This window comes from Mariprofundus sp. NF, assembly GCF_013387455.1.
In the GTDB taxonomy this organism is placed as follows: domain Bacteria; phylum Pseudomonadota; class Zetaproteobacteria; order Mariprofundales; family Mariprofundaceae; genus Mariprofundus.
On the sequence record NZ_VWNC01000004.1, the window covers coordinates 166,318 to 190,106 of the forward strand.

Consider the following 23,789-nt stretch of genomic DNA (forward strand, 5'->3'; position numbering starts at 1 on the left):
GTGCGCTACACCGATATCTTTATCCGCAAGCCTGTGCTGGCGACCACTATCAGTCTGCTGCTGCTGGTGCTGGGCATGCAGGCGATCATGAACATGTCGATCCGCCAGTATCCGGAGACGCAGAATGCTGTGGTGACCGTGAGTACGGTCTATTACGGTGCTGATGCAGAGACCATTTCAGGTTTTATTACCCAGCCGCTGGAGACCGCCATTGCCCAGGCTGAAGGGATCGATTATCTCTCATCAGTCAGTGTCAGTGGTGCCTCAACCATCAGTGCCACCCTGCGCCTGAACCATGACTCCAATCGGGCGCTGACTGATATCAATGCCAAGGTGAATGCGGTGCTTAATCAGCTGCCTGCTGAAGCGCAGCAGCCGGTACTCACCGTGCAGGTGGGTGAAACCATTGATTCGATGTACATGGGTTTCTTCAGTGATGTGTTGCCCAATAACAATGTCACCGACTATCTGTTGCGGGTGGTTAAACCACAGCTTGATGGTATTGAGGGTGTACAGCGTGCTGAGATTATCGGCGCACGCCAGTTTGCCCTGCGTGCATGGCTGGATCCGGCGCGTATGGCGGCCTACGGCATCTCAGCGACTGAGGTCTACGGGGCACTGGCAGCCAATAACTATCTGGCAGCCCTTGGCAGCAGTAAGGGGCAGATGGTCAGTGTCGATCTCAATGCTGCGACCAGCCTGCACTCGGTGGAGGAGTTCAAGCGACTGGCGATACGTGAGAAGGATGGTGCGATTGTACGGCTGGAGGATATCGCCAATGTCGTGCTGGGAGCCGAAGACTATAATCTGGCGACAGCCTTTGATGGCGACAAATCGGTATTTGTCGGTATCAAGGTGGCACCGGATGCCAATGTGCTGGAGGTGGTCCAGCGTGTACGTGATGCATTCCCGGCGATTCAGGGGCAGATGCCCAACGGCCTGAGCGGCAAGATTGTTTATGACGGCACCAAATTTATCCAAAGCTCGATTGATGAGGTGGTCAAAACCCTGTTTGAGGCACTGCTGATTGTGGCGCTGGTGGTGTTCATCTTTCTGGGCAACTGGCGGGCAGTGGTGGTGCCGCTGGTGGCCATTCCACTCTCTCTGATTGGTGCATTTTTCATGATGCAGATGCTGGGTTACACCATCAATCTGCTTACCCTGCTCTCACTGGTACTGGCTATCGGACTGGTGGTGGATGATGCCATTATTATTGTCGAGAACGTGGATCGACACATGCATGATGAGGGTAAAAGTCCGTTTGAAGCGGCGATTATGGCGGCGCGCGAGCTTGGTGGACCGATTATCGCCATGACGGTTGTTTTGATTGCAGCCTATGTGCCGATCGGTTTTCAGGGTGGTCTGACCGGCGCACTGTTTACCGAGTTCGCCTTCACCCTTGCCGGTGCTGTGACCATCTCCGGTATCGTGGCACTGACACTCTCGCCAATGATGACCTCCAAACTGTTCAAACCCAAACAGCAAGAGTCCGGACTGGTTGAGTTTATTAATCGTCAGTTCTCTCGCCTGCATGGCAGTTATCAGCGTCGCCTGACCGGCACACTGGAGACCTGGCCGGTGATGGTGGTGATGGGCGGGCTGCTGCTGGTCGGTGTCGTTTACCTCTTTGCCACCTCCAAGGCTGAATTGGCACCGGAAGAGGATCAGGGCATTGTCATGGCGCATCTGGTGGGTGCACCCAATGCCACCGCACAGCAGATGGCTGTTTATGCCGATCAGGCTTATAAACTGGCACGTGATCTGCCTGAATATGATCAGATGTTCCAGCTCACCGGCATTCCAACCACCAATCAGGGCATGGGCGGTGTACTGTTTAAACCGTGGGATGAGCGGAATCGTAGCGCAGCTGAACTACAGCAGGTTCTGGAGCACGATTGCCGGTGCGCGAGTGGCCGCCTTCCAGTTTCCCGCACTACCCGGTTCAGGTGGCCTGCCACTGCAGTTTGTGATCAAAACGACCGAATCCTTTGAGAACCTCAATGAGATTGTCGGTAAGGTGCTGGCCAAGGCGCAGGCCAGTGGCATGTTCTTCTTTATCGATTCCGATCTGAAGATCGATAAACCACAGAGCACGCTGGTGGTGGATCGTGATATGGCCACCGATCTGGGGCTGACTCAGCAGGATATCGGTGCCGCACTCGGTGCTGCCCTTGGTGGTGGTTATGTGAACTACTTCGCCATCGGTGGCCGCTCATACCGGGTGATGCCGCAGGTGGCACAGGAGTTCAGGCTCAATCCCGAGCAGGTGCTCGATTATCAGATTCGCATTCCATCCGGTGAGATGATCGCTGCATCTACATTTGCCTCGATCACGCATGAGGTAGTGCCGGAGTCGATCAACCGTTTCCAGCAGCTCAATTCAGCCACCATCTCCGGTGTCTATGCGCCGGGTGTATCCCAGCAGCAGGTGCTCTCGTTTATGCAGCAGGCGCTTAATGAAGCTGCACCGGCCGGTTATAACCCCGATTATGCAGGCCCATCGCGCCAGTATATGCAGGAGTCCGGCGGTTTTGTCTTTACCATGCTGTTTGCCATCGTGATTGTCTTTCTGGCACTGGCGATCCAGTTCAACAGTTTCCGTGATCCGCTGGTGATTCTGGTCTCTGTGCCGCTGGCACTGCTCGGCGCACTGCTGTTTATCAATGTCGGCCTTGCTTCAATCAATATCTATACGCAGGTGGGGCTGGTGACGTTGATGGGTTTGATCAGTAAACACGGCATTCTGATGGTGCAGTTTGCCAATGAGCTGCAGCTGCAGGGTCGATCAAAACTTGATGCGATTATTGAGGCTTCATCTGTACGTCTGCGTCCGATCCTGATGACCACTGCTGCGATGGTGCTGGGTGTGTTGCCACTGGTGCTGGCCAGTGGTGCCGGTGCAGCGGGTCGCTACTCGATGGGACTGGTGATCTTTACCGGCCTCTCCATCGGCACGCTGTTTACCCTGTTTGTGGTGCCTGCTGTCTACGTGCTGCTGGCTAAAGACCGAACGGCTGAGGTGGTGAGCAGTGAAGAGGAGTTAAATCTTGCGGAGAAGCTGGCATGAGCCATATCTATTCGGAGAGTGATCAAAAGCGTATTGAGGTGGCAGATCGGGATACGATTTTAGCCTCATCGCTAAAGGCAGGCATCAACCATACTCACGCTTGCGGTGGCAATGCCCGCTGCTCCACCTGCCGGGTGCATGTGGTTGAAGGGCTACAGCATTGCCAGCCGAGAAATGGTGCGGAAGAGAAGATGAAGCAGTCGCTCAACTTTCCTGATGATATCCGTCTTGCCTGTCAGACCAGGATCACGGGTGATATCAAAATCCGTCGCTTGGTTGTCGATGATCTGGACAGACAGATCATCAGCGATCAATTGGCCAGCCATGATGAGAACTCACTGGGTCGGGAGAAGGATATTGCGGTGCTGTTTACCGATCTGGCCAACTACACCGCATTTGCCGAATCACTGCCTGCCTATGATGTGGTGCATGTGCTGAATCGTTATTACATGACGATGAATGACATCGTGACCAAATATGGTGGTGTGATCAGTGATGTGGCCGGCGATGGTATGTTGATCCTCTTTGGTGCCTGCAAGAAAGAGGATGGCTTGGTGCTTGATGCGATCCGCACGGTGCAGGCGATGCGCAAAGAGCTGAGCGTTTTTAACACCTATCTTGAGAGTATGTATGGCCGCTCATTCGGATTAAGGGCGGGCATCCACTATGGATCGGCCATTATCGGCCATTTCAGTACCGGCCCGATGAGTAAGGTGGCAGCCATTGGTGATACCGTGAATCTGGCGGCCCGGATTGAACAGGCGAACAAACAGTTCGGTTCCCAACTGCTGATCTCGGAAGCGGCCTACCAACAGGTGGCTGGTGAGATAGAGCAGATCGGCTGCCATGAGGCGCAGCTGAAAGGCAAAACCGGTAGCTACGCGCTCTATGAGATTGAGCTGATCTAGTTGATCTTTTAACTTTTGGTGTTGGCGGCTATCTCACGCGTAGCCTGCCAGCCCTGTTTAGCCTTCTCGCCACTCCACTGGGCAGCATCTTCAGCTGCTTCGCTGGTCACGTGCCAAGCTGAGCGCGATTTCTCTACAGTCCAGTCGACCACATCAGAGGCAAAGGATTTGGTGCTCTGCCATGCCGAGTCTGCGGTCACTTTCGTCTTCGCCCACATATCCTCTTCGGCAGCCGCGATCTGCGGTGCATTCATCAATCCAAAAATCATCAGGGAAACAATCACTAATTTTTTCATGCCTAGACCTCCAATCAATCGGTTCAACCCGATTGCTAAGGAGGAGTCTATTTCGTATCAGTGTTGGCGATCACATTGGTGATTCAGCCAGAGCCCAAGGAGATTGAGGGGGGGGGATGGCTGAAGTCGGCCAAAACGGACGTTCGAGGCTAATGCCCATAGGTATTTTAAACTCGAATGAGCTGCATTAATGGTTCAAATGCGTACAAAGCAGGGCGACGTCCTGATGCTTCTTCCACAGGCGTGATTAATCCATGCTCTAATAGAACTCTAGTAAATCTAGCGGCGGTTGGTGTTGGAATACCACTATTCTTCGTGAATTTATTGTTCCGGAAAAGTGGATTGGTGAAGATAAAGTCAAGTGCATTCATGCTATACTTAGAAGCAAGAGTATCTGAAAATACAGTTTTCATCTCTTCATATAGCCCTTTGATATTTTCTGCGACAACTAAATTTCTAATTGCTTGCTGTTCAGTAGCCTCTAGAAAGAAAGCACACCAAGATTCCCAATCATTATCCTCTGATACTTTTCTCATAGTATCTATATATGCATCTTTGTTATCTTCTAAATAGCTACTGATATAAAAATGAGGAGCAGAGAGTGTGCCCGATGACCATAACATAAGGGTGATCAACATACGGCCAATACGACCATTTCCATCTTTAAATGGATGCAATGCTTCAAACTCAATATGGGTCAATGCCGTTTTGATTAGTATTGGGTCTGGGCTCTCTTCTACATACCTAAAAAGGACGTCCAATCCTTCCTGGAGCCTTTCAGGGCTAATAGGTACGAACAAGACATTCTTCTTCGACTTATCAGCCAAATAGTTTTGCTCATCCTTAAATTTACCCGGAGATTTCATCGCGCCACGCCCAAATGAGAGAAGCTGTTGATGAATGGTTTTAATTAAGGACTGTGACAAGGGGTATCCCTCTTCCATTGCTTTCTGAGCATTCCGCAGGGCCCTTTGATATAAAATTGTTTCAATAACTTCAGACCTAACATTTGCAGTGCTCTCGCCCCCCTCTTCATGGTCTGCCTCATATTTAAGAATCTCATCCATGGTGCTAACCGTACCTTCCATTCTCGAAGAGATGACGGCTTCTTGATTGCGAAGAGGGGCCAGCAATATTTCACTATTATGCATGTTTTTCAGCATCTGATCGTATCGGGCAACTGCATCCGTCGCTTTTATTAATGGAGTTATAAAGTCTGTATATTCCAATTTTTTCGGAGGAAATTTGGTGTAGTGGTATTGAACAGCATTATCCAGATTAAAACTCATCAGGCAGCTCCTACATGGGTTGTGGCAAATGAAGTGAGCACATATTCACATCAAACCATGTAGAGGTCAATAAATATGCATATATGATACTCAAATCGAGTTGTTAGTAATCTGTGCACAACAAAAACTTTTGAATATCATTTTGGGGTAAACTTGATACTCAAACCAAGTTGTTAGTAATCTGTGCACAACAAAAACTTTTGAATATCATTTTGGGGTAAACTTGATACTTAATCTCTTCTAATCTTCTAGACACTATGAATGTCCAAAAGTGACTAGTTTCAGCCGCTGGATACTGGTTTAGAGTAGGAAATCGATGCTAGTGAGGAAGAGGCGAACAATAAGGGCGGCGCTTCAGTTTCTCTGAAACGCCACCCATGTTTTGCAGGCTCCTATTTGTCTGGATCAGGCGAGATCGAAGCGATCGAGATTCATCACCTTGTTCCAGGCTTTCACAAAGTCATGCACAAAGCGATCCTGCGCATCAGCTGCTGCGTAGACTTCCGCCAGAGCGCGCAACTCGGAGTTTGAGCCGAAGATCAGATCGACACGTGTTGCACTCCATCTCACTTCGCCGCTATCACGGTCGCTGCCTTCAAACAGGCTCTCATCAGCAGAGCTCGCTTTCCAGCTGGTTGCCATGTCGAGCAGATTGACGAAGAAGTCGTTGCTCAGCACCTCCGGCCGGTCGGTGAAGACACCGTGTTGCGTGCCAGCGAAGTTGCTGTTGAGTACGCGCATGCCACCAATCAGCACAGTCATCTCTACCGGGGTAAGGGTGAGTAGCTGTGCCTTGTCGACCAGCAGCTCTTCTGCAGAGAGGGAGTATCTGCCCTTCTCATAGTTGCGGAAGCCATCGGCGACCGGCTCCAGAACAGCGAATGATTCAACATCTGTCTGCTCTTGTGAGGCATCGGTGCGTCCCGGCGTGAACGGTACAGTGACAGGCTTACCGGCGCGTTTGGCGGCCTCTTCAACTGCTGCACATCCTGCCAGCACAATAAGATCAGCCATTGATAGTGGCTTGTTAAAATCACTGCGGATGCTCTCCAGACGCTCCAGCACTTTGGCAAGTTGCTCCGGCTGATTCACCGGCCAATCTTTCTGCGGTGCCAGGCGGATACGGGCGCCATTGGCGCCGCCGCGCATATCCGAACCACGGAAGGTGGAGGCCGATGCCCAGGCTGTTGCAACCAACTCACCAACCGAGAGGCCGGAATCAAGGATCATGCTCTTGAGTATGGTGATATCGTTATCATTGATCAGCTGATGATCCACGGCAGGTAGAGGATCCTGCCAGATCAAGACTTCGGCAGGCACTTCCGAACCCAGATAGCGGGAGCGTGGTCCCATATCGCGATGGGTCAGTTTGAACCATGCGCGGGCAAAGGCATCGGCAAATTGATCGGGCTGCTCATAAAAACGACGTGAGATTTTTTCATATGCCGGATCAAAGCGCAGAGCCAGATCAGTGGTGAGCATGGCGGGTGCATGCTGTTTGGATGCATCATGCGCATCGGGCACCAAACCTGCGCCGGCACCGCCTTTCGGGGTCCACTGATGTGCACCGGCCGGGCTCTTGGTCAGCTCCCACTCATAGTTGAACAGATTAAAGAAGAAGTTGTTGCTCCATTGGGTTGGTGTGGTGGTCCATGTTACCTCCAAACCACTGGAGATGGTGTCTGCCCCCATGCCTGAGCCATGACTGCTCTTCCAGCCAAAACCCTGCTCTTGAATCGTTGCAGCTTCAGGATCTGCGCCTACCGCTGCGGCATCAGCAGCACCGTGGGCTTTACCGAAGGTGTGACCGCCAGCAATCAGTGCCACGGTCTCTTCATCATCCATCGCCATGCGGGCAAAGGTGTCGCGAATATCTCTGGCAGCAGCCAGCGGGTCGGGATTGCCGCCCGGGCCTTCAGGATTGACATAGATCAGCCCCATCTGAACTGCGGCCAGTGGATTTTCCAGCTCTTCGTGTTCTCCGCTATGGCGCTGGTTGGCCAGCCACTCCTTCTCACTGCCCCAATAGACATCCTTTTCAGGCTGCCAGATATCTTCGCGGCCACCGGCAAAACCAAAGGTTTTAAAGCCCATCGACTCCAGTGCTACATTGCCGGCCAGGATCATCAGATCGGCCCATGATATGTTGCTGCCATACTTCTGTTTGATCGGCCAGATCAGTCGGCGCGCCTTATCGAGATTGACGTTGTCCGGCCAGCTATTGAGCGGTGCAAAGCGCTGGCTACCGGAGCCTGCACCGCCACGACCATCGGCAGTGCGGTAGGTGCCTGCACTGTGCCAGGCCATACGAACAAAGAGTGGACCGTAGTGGCCGAAATCGGCTGGCCACCAGCTTTTGGAGTCGGTCATCACGGCCTGCAGATCACGTTTTACCGCCTCAAGATCAAGACTGTTGAATGCATTGGCATAATTAAAGCCGTCACCCATCGGGTCTGATTTTGAGTCGTGCTGACGCAGCACATCGAGGTTGAGCTGGTTAGGCCACCAGTCGCTGTTGGATGTGGATTGTGCTGCGGTATGGTTGAACGGGCATTGGGTATCAGACATCAGTTTGTCTCCTTTCATACTTCTATCGGTGATCTCAATTTGTATATATCAATCTATTGTAGTCTAAATCGCTGTAACTTGTTTGGCGTTGCAGCGGACGCAAAAAAATCAAGCCGAAGGTTGCAACGTTGCGGCTGTTTCAGACGCATTTTTTGATTCCCAGAACTTCTCGTGAAAGAAGTAGGCGATGGTATTAATGGCCGGTTCCACCAGCGCAATGGCACCACCGACCAGCAGGCTTCCGGTCATCAGATAAGCCACAGTGAATGCGACGGCCATGTGGAGTACTCCAAATGAAAATGTCTTTTTCATGGCAACCTCCTGGTGCATGAACTACTTGTGTGAAGTATAGGCGCGATACAATTATTAATAAAATTGGATATATCTATTGTAACGATTTATTATTTAGATCGATGGTGGTTCAGGAGGTGCGCAGTGACCCCGACAATCAAACAGTTGAAGTATCTGATTGCACTGGATGAGCACCTGCATTTCGGCAAAGCATCCGCCGCCTGCTTTATCTCACAGTCAGCCTTCAGCATCGCCATCAAAGAGCTTGAAACAGCACTCAATGTGCAGTTGGTGGATCGTACCAATAAGAGTGTTGTGATCACTGAGGCGGGGCGAGCTGTTATTACACAGGCGCGCCACTGCATTCGTGATCTGGATCTGCTGGTGAGTATCGCATCCAGTGAGCAGGAGCCGTTAAGCGGGAAACTGACGCTTGGTGTTATCCCTACCATTGCCCCGTTTCTGCTGCCGCCATTGATTCCTGAAGTGGTGAGGCAATTTCCCAAACTACAGCTCTTTCTGCGTGAGGATAAAACAGCCGTGATTCACGAGCAGTTGCTGGATGGCAAGCTTGATCTGATTCTGGTTGCCCTGCCGTTTCAGATGCGCGGCGTAACGGTGATGCCGCTGTTTGAAGACCCGTTTCTTCTTGCCTGTAGTCGAAACAGCAGATGGATTGATGGTAAGTCTACTAGGCTGGAGCTTGCTGCACTGCCAGATGAGAGCGTCCTGCTTCTCGAAGATGGACACTGCCTGCGCGATCACGCATTGGCGGCGTGTCACCTGCGCAATGCCGATCAGATCAACCGCTTTGCTGCAACAAGCCTGCAGACACTGCTACAGATGGTTGTCGCTGATCTCGGCATTACATTCGTACCTGCGATGGCCAGAGATTCATTAACAGGTGGCAGCTCTGAACTGGAGTTGCATCCGTTGTCTGAACAGAACTGCCGTGAAATCGGCTTGGCGTGGCGAAAGGGGAGCAGTCGCGGCGATGAGTTCAGCAAAATAGGTGCGTTGATTCAGCAGCTGCATCAACAATAAATCGTTTGTACCTGAAACTTAGATAAGCGTTTCGATGCCGGTGAGGGAGAAGCGGACGATCAGAGCGGTGATCAGGGCGACGCCGATGGAGAGGGCGATGGAGAAGAATGCCTCTTTGCGGCCAATCACCTTCAGCATCACGGCAAAGGTGGAGATGCAGGGGATATAGAAGAGCAGGAAGACAAGGAAGGTGGTGATCTCAATCCAGTCCATCACCAGCCCCACTTCAAAGGTGCCGAGCGCCTGATAGATCATCACCAGCGATAGCTCTTTACGCAGCACACCAAACAGGATCGGTACACCGAGCGCCACAGGCAGTCCAAGCGCCCAGACGGTGATCGGGGCGAGAGCTGTATTGATGATCTGATCGGCACCATAGAACTGCAGCAGGGCAAGAATGACGCTGCCACCCACCAGTAGCGGGGTGACGATGGTGAGAATATCGCTGGTACGGTTCCAGGTGGAGTGCAGCAGCGGCTGCATCTTCGGCCAGCCGTAAGCGGGAATCTCCTGAATCAGGCCGGGGCTGATCTCCGGATATCGGTGTGATAGCAGGCGACCGAGAATGGCGATTACCAGCAGACTCAGGGCAAAGAGCAGGAAGACACCCAACACACCGAGATATTTGGCGCCGAGTGCCAGCACAATGGCTGAGCGGGCAGAGCAGGGGACAAAGGTGATCAGCAGTGATGAAACAACGCGGTCACGGCCACTGGACAGTCCCTTGGTGGCTGAAATGGCTGGAACATTGCAGCCCAGCCCCAGCAGGAACGGTACGGCTACTTTGCCGTGCAGGCCGATGGCGTGGAAAAAGCGGTCCACGACAAAAGCGATGCGATGCATGATGCCGCTCTCTTCCAGTGCTACCAGCATCAGTACCAGCGGTAGCATATAGGGAACGACAATGCCGACCAGACCGATCAGGCCATCCACCACGGCGCGGCCTACTACGCCGGAAACGTTATCCGGTTGCCAGCCCGAGACCATATCGGCGAGTCGGGCTGCCGTCATGGCATCGAGTGTGGTACTGACCTCAAAGACCATAAACAGCACAGCGGCAAAGACACCGAGTGAACCGACCAGTCCCCATTTCGGATGCAGGAAGAGCATATCCAGACGCTCCTCCCAACTGACTTTCGGTTTATGTACAAATTTGGCGACACTCTCAAACAGCCGGACTGCACGATGATGGCGGTCGGCCTCGACCTCTTCAGCCAGAGAGCGGGGCAGTGCCTGCTCAGCTTCGTGTTGAAGTGCTTCGACCTCCGTAAGTGCATCCGGGAAATGGCTTGCCAGCTCATGCATGAAATAACTGTCCGCCTCCAGCAGGTGCATGGTCAGCTGGTTTTTCGGCATGGCAAATGCAGTTTGTATTTCAGGAATGTCCAGCCGTTGCTGCATCTTTGCCGCCCACTCCATGATATGCGGATTGGGCGATTGCGGTAGCGGACAGCTGCGTTTGCGGGCACAGGCTAATACCGTGTTAAACAGTTCGGTCAGGCCGTGACCTTTAAGGGCAACGGTAGGGATGACAGGCACGCCGAGCTTCTCTGAGAGTGCCTCAACATCGATCTCGACACCTTTACGGTGCGCTTCATCCATCATATTCAGTGCTACGACAACCGGCAGACCCAGCTCAGGCAGTTCAAGAGCGAGCTCAAGGCTCTGCTGCAGGGCGCTGGCATCAATCACATAGACAAGCACATCAGGTCTGGAGAACGGGGCGGGTGGTTCGGAATTTTCATGGCGCGAAACCAGTGGCCGCGCATCACCCCAGAGCAGGTATTTCAGCGCCTCAAGATCATCACCGGCCAGATTGCGCAGGCAGTGAAGATCGGGCAGATCAACCAGGTGAACCTCATCCACACCGATCTGCACCGGACATTCGGCATAGGGTTTATGGGTGCCGGTCAGTTTGCCGGTCTGATAGCTGGTGCTGGCCACGGCATGGAAGATGGTGCTCTTGCCGCTGTTGTGCTGGCCGACCAGTGCAACGCGCAGCCGGTTGGCTCCACGGTATACATGGCTATGGAGCGTGATGGGCTGACTGTTATCGGAATCGTGATTATTCAAAACGGAATCACACTGGGAGTCGCAGGCTGCAAGTCAAGAATATCCTCTAAAATTTGCAGTTTAGCCGATTCTGCAATATGTTAGAGATGGGAGCGCAGTTTTCCGGATTGCGTATAACAAGGGGGACGAGAGAGCGACAGTACGATACCAGTGGAGGTGCGATGACCTATAGCTATCTCAATGAAGCGCTGATGATTCTGCTGGCTACGGTGACTGTGGTTGTTCTTTTTCTGCGTGTCGGATTGCCCCCTATTATCGGTTATCTGGTGGCAGGCCTTCTGGTTGGTCCCTACGGCTTCGCACTGATTCATGATATCGATCATATCAAAACCTTCGCCGAATTCGGTGTGGTGTTCCTGCTTTTTACCATTGGACTTGAATTTTCCATCTCACTGCTGATTCGCATGAAAGGATTGGTACTGGGATTGGGTGGAGCACAGGTGTTGGTCACCACGGCGGTGACAACGGCTATTGCCTATTATGCCGGACTGAGCTTTGAGAGTGCGCTGGTGCTCGGCGGTGTGGTGGCAATGTCCTCAACTGCACTGGTGACCAAGCAGCTGGTGGATCAGGTGGAGCTGCATACCCGCCACGGTCGTAACAGCCTCGGTATCCTGCTGTTTCAGGATATGATGGTGGTACCGTTCCTGATTCTGGTGGCCAATATGAGTGGCACGGCTATCGAGCTTACCCCTATTGCTGTGCTGATCATCTTTGCCCAGGGCGTGCTGGTGCTGGGCTCGATCTTTGTCATTGGCCGCTGGGTGCTGCGGCCGCTGTTTCATGAGGTGGCACGTTTCCACTCTGCTGAAGTATTTACCCTGACTGTGCTGCTGGTCGTGCTCTGCTCCTCATGGCTTACCCATTATATCGGTTTGACCTTTGCACTTGGTGCTTTTCTGGCGGGTGTGATGCTCAGTGAAACCGAATTCCGGCATCAGGTGGAGTCGGAGATAAGACCGTTCCGTGATGTGCTGTTGGGACTCTTCTTTATTACTGTCGGCATGATGCTGGATATCAGCATGCTTCCTGAGGTTTGGGATACGGTGCTTCTGCTGCTGGCCGGGTTGATGCTGTTCAAGCTGCTGCTGATTGCCGGGTTGTGCCGCATCTCCGGTTATAACGGCGCGGTTTCTATGCGAACGGGACTGATTCTGGCCCATGGCGGTGAATTTGGCTTTGCCATTCTGATTCTGGCGATGGATGGCGGCATCCTCAATACCCCCGAGGGGCAGATAGTGTTGGCGGTGATGCTCTTCAGCATGGCGCTCTCGCCACTGCTGATTCGCCACAACGGGCAGATGACAGCGCGCCTGTTGCCACAGCAGATGGCACGCAGTCGAGATGAGATCAAGAGTGAAATTCTCGATGCCACACGTGGGTTGGACCGGCATGTGATTGTCTGCGGCTGTGGCCGGGTCGGGCAACATACGGTGATGATGTTACGCGCAGAGAAGATCCCCTGCATGGCTATTGAGCTGGATCAGCAGTTGGTACGTGAGGGTAGAGCTGCCGGTCAGCCGGTATCCTATGGTGATGCGGGTAGCCTTGAGTTGTTACATGCCTGCGGTCTGGCAAGGGCATCGGCGCTGGTGGTCAGCACGATTGATCTGAATACAACGCTTAAGATTCTGGCGCGGGTGCGGCAGGGCTATCCGAATTTGCCGATTGTGGTGCGCACACGCAAAGAGATTGATCTCTATCAACTCTATCAGGCAGGGGCAACGGAGGTGGTGGCGGATACCTTTGGCAGTGATCAGATGTTTACGCAGGAGATGATCAGGCGATACAGGTTGAAATCTGAGAGTTAAGGCTCTGTAGTGTTATCTACCCCTAACGCCTTTCACCTCACTCCTTACCCCTCACGCCTCACAGAATTTACGCCTGCAGATAGAGCAGGTAGAGGTAGCCGACGAAACCGCTGAGTAGCAGGCCACCCTCAAAACGATTGATTTTGCCGCCAACCTTGAAGCCGAGTGAGACAACCAGCAGGGCAATGGTGAAACCGAGCATGATCGGGAAATCACGCATCAGCGCTTCCGGTGCAAATGCCCCTGGATGAATCAGCGCTGGCATGGCCAGTACGGCCAGCAGGTTGAACATGTTTGAGCCGATGACATTGCCGATCGCCAGATCAGCTTCACCTTTGAGAGCACCGGCAATGGAGGCGACCAGCTCAGGCAGACTGGTACCGATAGCGACAATAGTCAGCCCGATAATCAGATCGCTGACACCGAAGAAGTGGGCGATCTCCACTGCACCCCAGACCACCATGCGTGAACTGATGATCAGCACGACCAGACCGACAATAAACCAGAGGATAGAGCTCTTCATGCTCATCCCTTCCGGGATCGAATCGGTAAACTCCTCGATCATGGGATCATGGCGATCCTTCATGCCGATACGGGTAAGCCAGCCCATCATTAATACCAGCCCAATGATCAGGATGATGCCATCGATCTGACTCAGCACACCATCAGCAAGCAGGGCAAAGGCGAGGAAGGTGACCAGCATCAGTACCGGCATTTCACGGCGCAGGGTCATCGACTGTACTGCCAGTGGAATAATCAGTGCAGTGACACCAAGCACCAGAGCGATATTGGCGATATTGGAGCCCAGCACATTACCGATGCCCAAGTCGCGATTGCCATCAAGGGCGGCCATCGCTGCCACAATCATCTCCGGCAGACTGGTGCCGAGGCTGACAATGGTCAGTCCGATTATCATTGGCGGTACACGCAGGTTTTTTGCTACTGACGCGGCACCATCAACAAAACGATCTGCACCCCATACCAGTAGTGCGATGCCTGTGATTAAAGCTCCAATTGCCAGTAACATTAAACGCTCCCCTCTCTATATCTGTACTACCTATCGGTTCAACTGGTCAGCGTCTTTAATGCCTCAAGATATTTTTCAGACGTTTTCTCTTTAATTGTATCGGGAATCACCGGTCCCGGTGCCTTCTTGTCCCAATCCAGTGTCTCCAGCCAGTCGCGTACGATCTGTTTGTCGAAACTTGGAGGACTCACGCCCGGTTTGTATTCAGAGATTGGCCAGAAGCGTGAAGAGTCAGGGGTAAGCACCTCATCGATCAGTGCCAGCTTGCCATCGGCATCAAGGCCGAACTCAAACTTGGTGTCGGCAATGATAATACCCTTCTCCAGTGCAAAGGCCGCAGCCTCCTTGTAGAGCTGCAGGCTTACATCACGTACCTGAGTGGCTAGGTCTGTTCCGATAATTTCACACATACTTTCGAAATCGATGTTCTCATCGTGTTCACCAACCGCTGCTTTGGTGGATGGGGTGAAGATCGGTTCCGGCAGTTGGTCAGCCAGAATCAATCCTTCCGGCAGCTTGATGCCACAGACTGAGCCCTGCTTCTGATACTCTTTCCAGCCCGAACCGATCAGATAACCGCGCACAATCGCCTCAATCGGCAAGGGTTTCAGCCGTTTGACGATAATGGCATGACTGCGAACACGCTCGCGCTCTTCTGCATCAGGGATCGCCTCTTCAAGGTCCATCTCTGCAGAGTGGTTGGGCACAATGTGAGCGAGTTTTTTGAACCAGAAGTCGGATACAGCGTTAAGCACGGTGCCTTTGCCCGGAATCGGGGTGGGCATAATTACGTCGAAAGCGGAGAGGCGATCAGTCGTGACGATGAGCAGGTGATGCTCATCAATCTCATACATATCACGCACTTTACCGCTATGCAGCAGTTTCAGGCTTTTGATGTCGGCATGCATCATGGCATTCATGGCAGGTTCTCCCGAGGGTGTCTAATTTACGAAAGCGGCGAAAAATGCCCGAATGTTGCAAAACTGACAAGGTAAAGAGGGTCATAATATCACAGGCCATGTCGATATGGTATCTGTTTGCTGGTGCAATCGACTGCTTCTGACTGAGTTAGCATGAAACTTGCTTTCATGATGTAATATGTAAAACTGATGCTTTAGAAAGGATTTCTGAACAGATAAAGGATATTTATTATGCACCTTGATCCCATGATGATGAACATCACGATCGTGCTCCTGCTGGCGCTGGCGATTGGTTATCTCACTGTACGCATGGGCCTGCCGATTGTTGTGGCCTATATTCTGACGGGTGTTGCGCTCGGGCCATCCATGCTCGGAGTGATTGATGATCAGCATATGGTCACCCGGGTCGGAGAGATCGGTGTGGTGATGCTGCTCTTCTTTGTCGGTATGGAGGTCTCAATCCCCAAGCTGATGGAGCGCTGGAAAATAGCTGTCATCGGTACGGCGGTTCAGGTGCTGGTCAGTGTGACGGCGTGCGTGGCGCTGGTCTGGGCATTCTCGATGCCGGTCAGCCTCGGTATTCTCTTCGGTTTTGTGATTTCTCTCTCCAGTACTGCCGTGGTGTTGAAAGAGCTGCAGGATTCCGGAGAGATGGAGGAGCCCTTCGGGCAAAATGCCGTGGGCGTGCTGCTGGTGCAGGATCTAGCCATTGTGCCGATGATGATCGTGCTCTCTCTGATGGGGGATGCAGAACTGGAGATGGCAGCTCTGATCAAGCAGGTGGTTGGCGGTATTGCCGTACTGGCGCTGGTCATCTTCCTTATGCGAACGGGAAGATTTCATATTCCTGCATTTCTTAAGGGCAGTGTTGAAAAGCGTGTATTACTTGGCCTGCTTCTCTGTCTGGGGGCTGCGACGCTGACCTCATGGCTCGGCCTCTCGCCCGGTTTGGGGGCATTTCTGGCAGGCATGCTGCTGGCCTCCAGCGATCAGGCCGACTGGGTGCATGAACATCTGGAGTCGGTGTATATCATCTTCGTCATGATATTCTTCCTTTCGGTCGGCATGATGGTGAATGTCGATTATCTGCAGTCGCATCTGCTGCTGGTGTGCGGTGCTACAGCACTGGTGTTCCTGTTTAACTCCGGCGTGAATGTCTTTGTGATGCGTGCGCTTGGAGAGGATTGGGAGCACGCGCTGATCACCGGCGGACTGCTGAGCCAGATCGGAGAGTTCTCATTCCTGCTTGCCACTGTCGGTGTCTTTGCCGGTATCCTGTCGCCGGAATTGCAAGAGCTGACGGTGATTGTGATTGCCATGACGCTGCTATTCAGCCCCGGCTGGATGATGATGGTGAAACGGTTGGCACGTAGAGACGGTGTTCTGCCACGGTCTGAATAGAAGCCATCTTTAATTAATAGAAGGATTATACGGCCTGTGCAGGCGGTTTCCTGAGTTGTAATGGTTCAAATTGTGAGCGCTCTGGTTTAATATGCTGCGAAAGGAATAAATCATGACACGAATCTCATTATTAATATCAACGTTTGCGGCCCTGTTGCTGCCATCTCTAGCTTTTGCATCAGCTGATGCAGCCAGCCCGATTGATATGACCACCACCTGGTTTGGCATCTCTGCCCTGGTCATCTTTGTCTTTGCTTATGCGCTGGTCATTGGCGAAGAGATGCTGCATCTGCGCAAATCCAAGCCGGTGATGGTTGCTGCCGGTGTGATCTGGATTCTGGTTGCGCTGGCCTTTAATTCAGTCGGCGATACACACTCTGCGCATACTTTGGTACAGCACAACATCCTTGAGTATGCCGAGCTGCTGCTCTTCCTTCTTGCTGCCATGACCTATGTGAACACCATGGAAGAGCGGGATGTGTTTGCTGCACTCAGGGCTTTCCTGGTTTCAAAAGGATTGTCGCTGAAGAGCATCTTCTGGCTGACAGGCCTGCTGGCCTTCTTTATCTCTCCTATTGCGGATAATCTGACCACCGCACTGGTGATGGCTGCTGTGGTGATGGCTGTAGCCCGGGATAATGTAAAGTTTGTCTCCATTGGCTGTATCAATATTGTCGTGGCGGCCAATGCCGGCGGTGCATTCAGCCCTTTTGGTGATATCACAACGCTGATGGTGTGGCAGAGCGGACTGGTTCACTTTCAGGAGTTCTTTGCGCTGTTTTTCCCATCGCTGGTGAACTGGCTTGTGCCAGCGGCTATTATGGTGATGTTTATACCTAATGAAGTGCCCGAAGCTGTGACGGAGCAGGTTCAGGTCAAGCAGGGTGGTTTTGTCATTATCGCCATGTTCCTCTGCACGATTGCACTGGCCGTCTCTTTCCACAGCGTGCTTCACCTGCCATCGATGCTCGGCATGATGACAGGCTTGGGGTTGCTCAAGCTTTACGGTTACTGGCTGAAAAAATCTGAATTTAACTTTGAAGAGTCGTTCCAGGGTAATACTCAGCTTGATGGTTCTCCACAGGGAGCCCCATTCGATATCTTCCACCAACTGCAGCGTTCGGAGTGGGATACGCTGATGTTCTTCTATGGTGTCATTCTCTGTGTGGGTGGATTGGGGGCGCTGGGGTATCTGAATCTTACCTCTCATCTGATGTATGATCAGCTCGGCGCAAGCTGGGCGAATATTCTGGTCGGTTTCCTCTCCGCTATTGTTGATAATATTCCGGTGATGTTTGCCGTGTTGAGCATGATGCCGGAGATGAGTGTGAATCAGTGGCTGCTGGTGACGCTGACTGCGGGCGTGGGTGGTTCCCTGCTCTCTATCGGTTCTGCGGCAGGTGTTGCCCTGATGGGTCAGGCGCGAGGAGCTTACACCTTCTTTGGTCACCTGAAGTGGACATGGGCCATTTTCCTCGGTTATGCCGCATCCATCGCTGTCCACTACTGGATATCCGGGATGGCGTTTTAATCGTCTGAGATCGGCTTTATTCTATCTATATAATAGTACGATGATTCCGGCAGTGGCTTTGGTTATATCGCAATTGGTGTAGAGAATATCTATTTCATGTGTGATAGGGTGCGCCGCAATGGCGGTTTAGTCACCCGTCAGCCCGCCCCGATGAAGCATGGCACAACCACTGCAGCATTTGTAAAAGAGCCGGATGGTTATGTCATTGAACTGATTGAGAGGGGCCAATAGCACATTATATGCGTGCAAATTGATCAATCAGAGAAAAACCTCGTTTTAGTGCTTGATTAACCGGAGCAGGGACGCTAGAAATCGCGCCCCTTAAAAATTGACGGAGAAATGACGTGAAAGCAGACATTCATCCAGAATATCTCGCAGCCAAGGTAACTTGTTCTTGCGGAAACACATTTGAGACGCGCTCTACTAAAGGCGACATCCACGTGGAAGTTTGTTCTTCCTGCCACCCGTTCTATACAGGTAAGCAGAAGATCATGGACACGGAAGGTCGTGTTGAGCGCTTCTATAAGAAATACGGCAAGCCTGCGGCATCTGCGTAAGGTTCGGAGATTTATATGTACGCTGTAATCAAAACTGGTGGCAAACAGTACCGAGTTCAGGAAGGTGATGTCCTGCGCGTTGAGAAGCTGGATGTTGAGACCGGTAAAAAAGTAAAGTTTGATGACGTTCTGATGGTTGGCGAAGGCGATTCCATCAAAGCTGGCGAAGATGCTGCAAAAGCATCAGTCACCGGTGTTGTCACTGAAGCGGGCCGCGGGCAGAAGATTGTTGTCTTCAAGAAGCGTCGCCGTAAAAACTATCGTTTGACCCAGGGTCATCGCCAGAGCTTCACCTCTGTGCGTATCGAAAAGATCAAGGAGTAAACCATGGCACATAAGAAAGCAGGTGGTTCCAGTCGTAACGGACGCGATTCCAATTCCAAACGCCTCGGCGTCAAAAAGTATGGCGGCGAAGCTGTAATTGCCGGCAACATCCTTGTGCGTCAGCGCGGCACTAAAATCCGCCCGGGCGATAACGTAGGCTGTGGTCGCGACTACACCCTGTTCGCTCTGACCGACGGTAATGTTGAATACTACAAGAGCGCTGGTCGTACGACTGTACGTGTAACTGCCTGAGGGTAGTTAAGCTCAAAACTTTAAAAAGGGGTGCGCTTGTCGCACCCCTTTTTTGTTTGTGAAAAATTCACCACGATGCTGCAGATTGAATTTGCCTGGCGGCGAATTTATCTGCTTCCTTTGTGGTTCGACGTAAATATGGTGTAATAGAGCATGCGATTTATTGATGAAGTAAGGGTTGAAGTACGTGGTGGCAATGGCGGCAAAGGCTGCAGTTCATTCCGACGCGAAAAGTATATTCCCAGAGGTGGTCCCGATGGTGGTGATGGTGGTCGTGGTGGCCATGTCATCTTTGTCGCGGCAGCCAGAAAGAACACCCTGCAGGAGCTCTATCTTCGCAAACGGCTGATTGCCAGGAATGGCCAGTCAGGCATGGGTTCAGACTGCCATGGTAAATATGGCACGGATGTTGTCATTGAAGTGCCCATCGGCACGATTGTTAAGGATGAGGATGGTCATATCCTGGCTGATATGTCACACGATGGTGAGGAGTTTTTCGTCGCCCGTGGTGGCGCTGGCGGCATGGGTAATGCCCGCTTTGCAACCAGCACCAACCGTGCGCCGCGCTACTGCCAGCCCGGCATGGAGGGTGAACAGGGTATCCGTTATCTGGAGCTGAAGCTGATGGCTGATGTCGGTCTCGTTGGTCTGCCCAATGCAGGTAAATCCACACTGCTGGCTCGTATCTCCAATGCACGACCGAAGATTGCCGATTATCCGTTTACCACGATTAAACCGATGCTGGGGCAGGTATTTATGGATGATGGTGACGGTTTTGTCGTTGCTGATATTCCCGGCCTGATTGAAGGCGCCCATGAGGGCAAAGGTCTGGGGCATCGCTTCCTGCGCCATATTGAACGCACCGCAGTGCTTCTGCATATGGTGGATGCAGCGTGTGAGGATGGCAAGCCGGTTCGCGAACAGATTGAAGAGATCAATGGTGAGTTGGAAGGTTATGGTGACGCCCTGCTCAACAAGCCGAAGTTGTTGGTGTTTAATAAATGTGATGCGCTGCTAGATGAAGAGCGTGCAGCCATCGAAGAAGAGATTGCCACGATGGGCCTTGAGACCTATTTTATCTCGGCGGTAAGTGGCGAAGGGGTGCAGCTGCTTCTGCATCGTATTTATGAGCAGGTATTGAATCTGCGTGCCAGACTGGCCAAAGAGGCTGCTGACAAGGAAGCCGATAGAATAGAGGCGATTGAGGAGCTAAATGATTCGTTCGAGGAGTGATCTGGGCCTTGCCCGCCGCGTTGTCGTGAAAATCGGCAGTTCACTGCTGGCCGATGAAAAGCATGGCATTCGTCAGGATGTCATTGATCGGGTGGTGGATGAGCTGCAGAGCTGCATGGGCAGTGGTGTGGATGTGGTGATGGTGACGTCAGGATCAGTTGCACTGGGTCGCGTGCAGTTGGGATGGTTGAACCGCACCCTCTCGGTACATGAGAAGCAGGCTGCTGCTGCCATAGGCCAGCCTATGCTGATGAGCGCTTACGCCAAATCATTTGCCAGATACGGTAGAACTGTGGCGCAGATGTTACTGACCAAGGATGATCTCAGGCACCGTCGTCGTTATCTCAACACCACCAATACCAGTGAAACACTCTTTTCTGCCGGTGTAGTACCCATTGTGAATGAAAATGACACCGTGGTGGTGGCCGAGATCAAGTTTGGTGATAATGACTCACTCGGTGCACTGGTCAGTCTGGTGGTTGATGCCGATCTGCTGGTGATGCTGACCGATGTCGATGGCCTCTACGATAAAAACCCAACAAAACATGCCGATGCCAAACGTGTCGGTGTGATTGAACATCTCAACGAAGAGCATGTGGCGATGGCCGGTGATGCAGGCTCCGCATTTGGTACAGGTGGTATGGGCAGTAAAATTTCTGCAGCCCGTGTAGCTACCACAGGCGGTGTATCCGCAGCCATTATCAGTGGCAAAGAGTCTGGTAAATTAACGCGCCTGCTGGCTGGCGAGGATGAGGGTACGCTGTTTCTCTGCGGCGTGGACAGGTGGACGCGGCGCAAACACTGGATTCTGGAGGTGCTCTCACCCAAGGGCGAGATTCATGTTGATGCTGGAGCTGAGCAGGCCATTGTGGGCAAAGGCAGTAGCCTGTTGCCTGTTGGCGTGAAAGCAGTGAGTGGCCGCTTTGATAAGGGTGAGTGCGTAGAGATTGTCGGTGCTGAGGGTGTGATTGCGCGCGGGTTGTGTAACTATACCTCTGAAGAGTTGAAGCGGATTATGGGACATGCCAGTAGTGACATTGAATCCATTCTGGGTTACCGCGATTTCTCAGCGGTGATTCATCGTGACAATCTGGTGTTGTGCAGAGAGGAAGCTGATTGATCTGAACCGATATTGTTCAGAAAGATTCGGGAGTGAACGAGCATGGAAGTAGATGCGACAAATATGATCAATACGCTGGGCAAGCAGGCGCGGATTGCAGCCAAAGCGATGCGTATGGCCAATACCAGTGCCAAAAACAGAGCGCTGACACTGGCTGCAGCGGTGATGCGGCGTGAGATGAAAGAGATTATCGCAGCCAATGCGCTGGATATGAAGGCCGCTGATGAGAATGGCCTTGATGCAGCAATGAAAGATCGCCTGATGCTCAATGGCGATCGTGTTGAGGCGATGGCTGAAGGTCTTGAGCAGATTGCTGCCCTGCCTGATCCTGTTGGTGCAGTGGACAATTTAAACTATCGCCCGTCCGGCATTCAGATCGGTCATATGCGCGTGCCTCTGGGCGTGATTGGTATTATCTATGAGTCGCGCCCTAATGTGACCGCTGATGCGGCAGGGCTCTGCCTGAAGTCGGGTAATGCGGTGATTCTGCGTGGTGGTTCTGAAGCGATTCACTCCAATCGTGCCATAGCTGCATGTCTGCGTCGTGCCTTGGTGGATAGCGGCCTTTCACAGGATGCGATTCAGCTGATTGATTCAACCGATCGGGCTCTGGTTGGCGCCCTGCTGAAGAGCGAGAAGTATGTCGATGTGATTATTCCGCGTGGTGGTAAGTCACTGATTGAGCGCGTATCAGCCGAATCACGCGTACCGGTGATCAAACATCTCGATGGCATCTGCCATGTCTATGTGGACAGGGCAGCCAAAGCTGAGATGGCCGTGGAGATTGCCGTCAATGCCAAGACCCATCGCTATGGTGTCTGCAATGCGATGGAGACACTGCTGATTCACCGTGATGTGGCAGCCAATACTGTGCAGGCTCTGGTTCAGGCAATGCTTGATAAGGGTGTTGAGGTGCGCGGGTGTGCGCAGACGCGTGAGCTGTGTGCCGGCATGGATGTGAAGATCGCTACGGATGAGGATTGGGCGACTGAATACCTGGCACCGATTCTGTCGGTGCGCATGGTTGATTCACTCGATGCCGCAGTGGATCACATCGCCACCTACAGCTCGGATCACACCGAAACGATTGTCACCGAGGATTATGAGGCGGGCAGCCGCTTCCTGCGCGAGGTGGATTCATCTTCCGTGATGTGGAATGCCAGCACCCGTTTTGCCGATGGTTTTGAGTATGGTCTGGGTGCAGAGATCGGTATCTCTACTGATCGCCTGCATGTGCGCGGCCCTGTTGGGCTTGAGGGTTTGACGACGCAGAAGTGGATTGTTTACGGCCATGGCGAAGTCAGGAAGTAAGTCGAGGAAGTGCTATCAGCGTTGAAAACCGTTTTACCACGAAGATCACGAAGGGCACAGAGAGCAGCATGACAGCTCATCTTCGTGTACTTCGAGATCTTCGTGGTGCAAGGATGAAATGAGATGGAGTTGGATAGGCGACACATTGGCCTGTTCGGTGGCACATTTGATCCGCCGCACAATGGCCATGTGGCGCTGGTTGAGGCGGGATTGAAGGTGATGGGGCTGGATGAGATTCTGGTGATTCCGGCGGAGCCGGTGCATCGGTCGCTTTCCGGTCGCGCTGATGGTGTGAAGCGTTTAAGTTGGCTGCAGGCTGTTTTTGCCGCCAATGCGGCTGTTACCGTGGTTGATTGGGAAGTGGTGCGTGGCCGACCTGTTGCAGCGATTGAAACGTTGCGGGAGTTTCGCGATGCTAATCCGGAGACTGTGCCGTGGTTGATGCTAGGTGCTGATGCATGGGCAGGGTTGCAGAGTTGGCGTGAATATCCGGCTCATCTGCAGTTGTGCAATGTGGCTGTGTTTGCCCGTCAGGGCATGGATGCTGAGATGAGTGAGCATGAAGGCTGGCAGCAGGTGAATCTCTGCAGCTGGCGTGAGTGTGAGACTCCGGGCCACTGCTGTTATCTGCAGGTGGAGCTGCCTGATATCTCGGCTACAGCATTGCGCCGGGATGCAGAGATGGGACACTCACTTGCAGGGCGAGTGCCTGAACAGGTGATCAGCCGGATTGAGAAGAGTTATCAGATCGTGGATTGAGGAGCTC

Annotated in this window: 19 protein-coding genes and 2 pseudogenes; 14 read left to right on the forward strand and 7 right to left on the reverse strand. The window is 52.6% G+C overall.

The window, feature by feature from the left end; translation table 11 throughout:
• Positions 1-3,067, forward strand: a pseudogene (locus F3F96_RS12710) (efflux RND transporter permease subunit).
• Positions 3,064-3,975: an adenylate/guanylate cyclase domain-containing protein gene (locus tag F3F96_RS07720; protein WP_176962663.1), complete on the forward strand. Its 912-nt coding sequence runs from the start codon at positions 3,064-3,066 to the stop codon at positions 3,973-3,975. The pseudogene F3F96_RS12710 and the gene F3F96_RS07720 overlap by 4 nt, the downstream one beginning before the upstream one ends.
• 8 nt (positions 3,976-3,983) lie before the next feature.
• On the opposite strand, the gene F3F96_RS07725 is transcribed toward F3F96_RS07720, so the two are convergent.
• The 4 genes from F3F96_RS07725 to F3F96_RS07740 all read right to left on the reverse strand — a co-directional run bounded on the left by F3F96_RS07725 (position 3,984) and on the right by F3F96_RS07740 (position 8,440).
• A complete protein-coding gene (locus tag F3F96_RS07725; RefSeq protein ID WP_176962664.1) occupies positions 3,984-4,271 on the reverse strand; it encodes a hypothetical protein in 288 nt (95 codons plus the stop codon).
• A gap of 167 nt (positions 4,272-4,438) precedes the next feature.
• Positions 4,439-5,560, reverse strand: coding sequence for a Fic family protein (locus tag F3F96_RS07730; RefSeq protein ID WP_176962665.1), 1,122 nt, complete (start codon positions 5,558-5,560; stop codon positions 4,439-4,441).
• A 405-nt stretch (positions 5,561-5,965) separates the two neighbouring features.
• Positions 5,966-8,128 (reverse strand): catalase/peroxidase HPI, encoded by a 2,163-nt coding sequence (katG, locus tag F3F96_RS07735; RefSeq protein WP_255461267.1) that lies wholly within the window; start codon positions 8,126-8,128, stop codon positions 5,966-5,968.
• A 108-nt stretch (positions 8,129-8,236) separates the two neighbouring features.
• The gene (locus F3F96_RS07740) at positions 8,237-8,440 is read right to left on the reverse strand and encodes a DUF2061 domain-containing protein (protein ID WP_176962667.1); all 204 of its coding nucleotides are present in this window, start codon (positions 8,438-8,440) and stop codon (positions 8,237-8,239) included.
• A 123-nt stretch (positions 8,441-8,563) separates the two neighbouring features.
• On the opposite strand from F3F96_RS07740, the gene F3F96_RS07745 reads away from it, so the two are divergent.
• On the forward strand, positions 8,564-9,463 hold the full coding sequence (locus F3F96_RS07745; protein ID WP_176962668.1) for a hydrogen peroxide-inducible genes activator: 900 nt from the start codon (positions 8,564-8,566) through the stop codon (positions 9,461-9,463).
• A gap of 18 nt (positions 9,464-9,481) precedes the next feature.
• Here F3F96_RS07745 and feoB read toward each other — a convergent pair whose 3' ends face one another.
• Positions 9,482-11,536, reverse strand: a complete 2,055-nt coding sequence (gene feoB, locus F3F96_RS07750) for a ferrous iron transport protein B (protein ID WP_176962669.1) — start codon at positions 11,534-11,536, stop codon at positions 9,482-9,484.
• 161 nt (positions 11,537-11,697) lie between these two features.
• Here feoB and F3F96_RS07755 point away from each other — a divergent pair, with 161 nt between their 5' ends.
• Positions 11,698-13,347, forward strand: a complete 1,650-nt coding sequence (locus tag F3F96_RS07755; protein ID WP_176962670.1) for a cation:proton antiporter — start codon at positions 11,698-11,700, stop codon at positions 13,345-13,347.
• A 67-nt stretch (positions 13,348-13,414) separates the two neighbouring features.
• Here the strand turns inward: F3F96_RS07755 and F3F96_RS07760 are convergent, their stop codons facing one another.
• Both F3F96_RS07760 and F3F96_RS07765 read right to left on the reverse strand, forming a co-directional pair.
• Positions 13,415-14,374, reverse strand: a complete 960-nt coding sequence (locus F3F96_RS07760) for a calcium/sodium antiporter (protein WP_176962671.1) — start codon at positions 14,372-14,374, stop codon at positions 13,415-13,417.
• A 38-nt stretch (positions 14,375-14,412) separates the two neighbouring features.
• On the reverse strand, positions 14,413-15,294 hold the full coding sequence (locus tag F3F96_RS07765; RefSeq protein WP_176962672.1) for a phosphoribosylaminoimidazolesuccinocarboxamide synthase: 882 nt from the start codon (positions 15,292-15,294) through the stop codon (positions 14,413-14,415).
• Between the two features lie 231 nt (positions 15,295-15,525).
• Here F3F96_RS07765 and F3F96_RS07770 point away from each other — a divergent pair, with 231 nt between their 5' ends.
• From F3F96_RS07770 to nadD, 10 genes and pseudogenes are all read left to right on the forward strand, one after another.
• Positions 15,526-16,695 (forward strand): cation:proton antiporter, encoded by a 1,170-nt coding sequence (locus F3F96_RS07770; RefSeq protein ID WP_176962673.1) that lies wholly within the window; start codon positions 15,526-15,528, stop codon positions 16,693-16,695.
• A 112-nt stretch (positions 16,696-16,807) separates the two neighbouring features.
• A complete protein-coding gene (gene nhaD / locus F3F96_RS07775) occupies positions 16,808-18,226 on the forward strand; it encodes a sodium:proton antiporter NhaD (protein WP_176962674.1) in 1,419 nt (472 codons plus the stop codon).
• A 42-nt stretch (positions 18,227-18,268) separates the two neighbouring features.
• Positions 18,269-18,457 (forward strand): annotated as a pseudogene (locus F3F96_RS07780) (VOC family protein); the annotation flags it as partial.
• A gap of 113 nt (positions 18,458-18,570) precedes the next feature.
• A complete protein-coding gene (gene rpmE / locus F3F96_RS07785) occupies positions 18,571-18,783 on the forward strand; it encodes a 50S ribosomal protein L31 (RefSeq protein WP_176962675.1) in 213 nt (70 codons plus the stop codon).
• 15 nt (positions 18,784-18,798) lie between these two features.
• Positions 18,799-19,107 (forward strand): 50S ribosomal protein L21, encoded by a 309-nt coding sequence (rplU, locus tag F3F96_RS07790; protein WP_176962676.1) that lies wholly within the window; start codon positions 18,799-18,801, stop codon positions 19,105-19,107.
• A 3-nt stretch (positions 19,108-19,110) separates the two neighbouring features.
• Entirely contained in the window at positions 19,111-19,359 is a 249-nt protein-coding gene (rpmA, locus tag F3F96_RS07795; protein WP_176962677.1) for a 50S ribosomal protein L27, read from the forward strand.
• A gap of 153 nt (positions 19,360-19,512) precedes the next feature.
• Complete coding sequence (obgE, locus tag F3F96_RS07800; RefSeq protein ID WP_176962678.1) at positions 19,513-20,592, forward strand: GTPase ObgE; 1,080 nt, start codon at positions 19,513-19,515, stop codon at positions 20,590-20,592.
• The gene (proB, locus tag F3F96_RS07805) at positions 20,573-21,712 is read left to right on the forward strand and encodes a glutamate 5-kinase (protein WP_176962679.1); all 1,140 of its coding nucleotides are present in this window, start codon (positions 20,573-20,575) and stop codon (positions 21,710-21,712) included. Before obgE ends, proB begins: the two co-directional genes overlap by 20 nt.
• A gap of 42 nt (positions 21,713-21,754) precedes the next feature.
• A complete protein-coding gene (locus F3F96_RS07810) occupies positions 21,755-23,023 on the forward strand; it encodes a glutamate-5-semialdehyde dehydrogenase (protein WP_176962680.1) in 1,269 nt (422 codons plus the stop codon).
• A gap of 123 nt (positions 23,024-23,146) precedes the next feature.
• On the forward strand, positions 23,147-23,782 hold the full coding sequence (gene nadD / locus F3F96_RS07815; RefSeq protein ID WP_176962681.1) for a nicotinate (nicotinamide) nucleotide adenylyltransferase: 636 nt from the start codon (positions 23,147-23,149) through the stop codon (positions 23,780-23,782).
• The last annotated feature ends 7 nt before the right edge of the window (positions 23,783-23,789 follow it).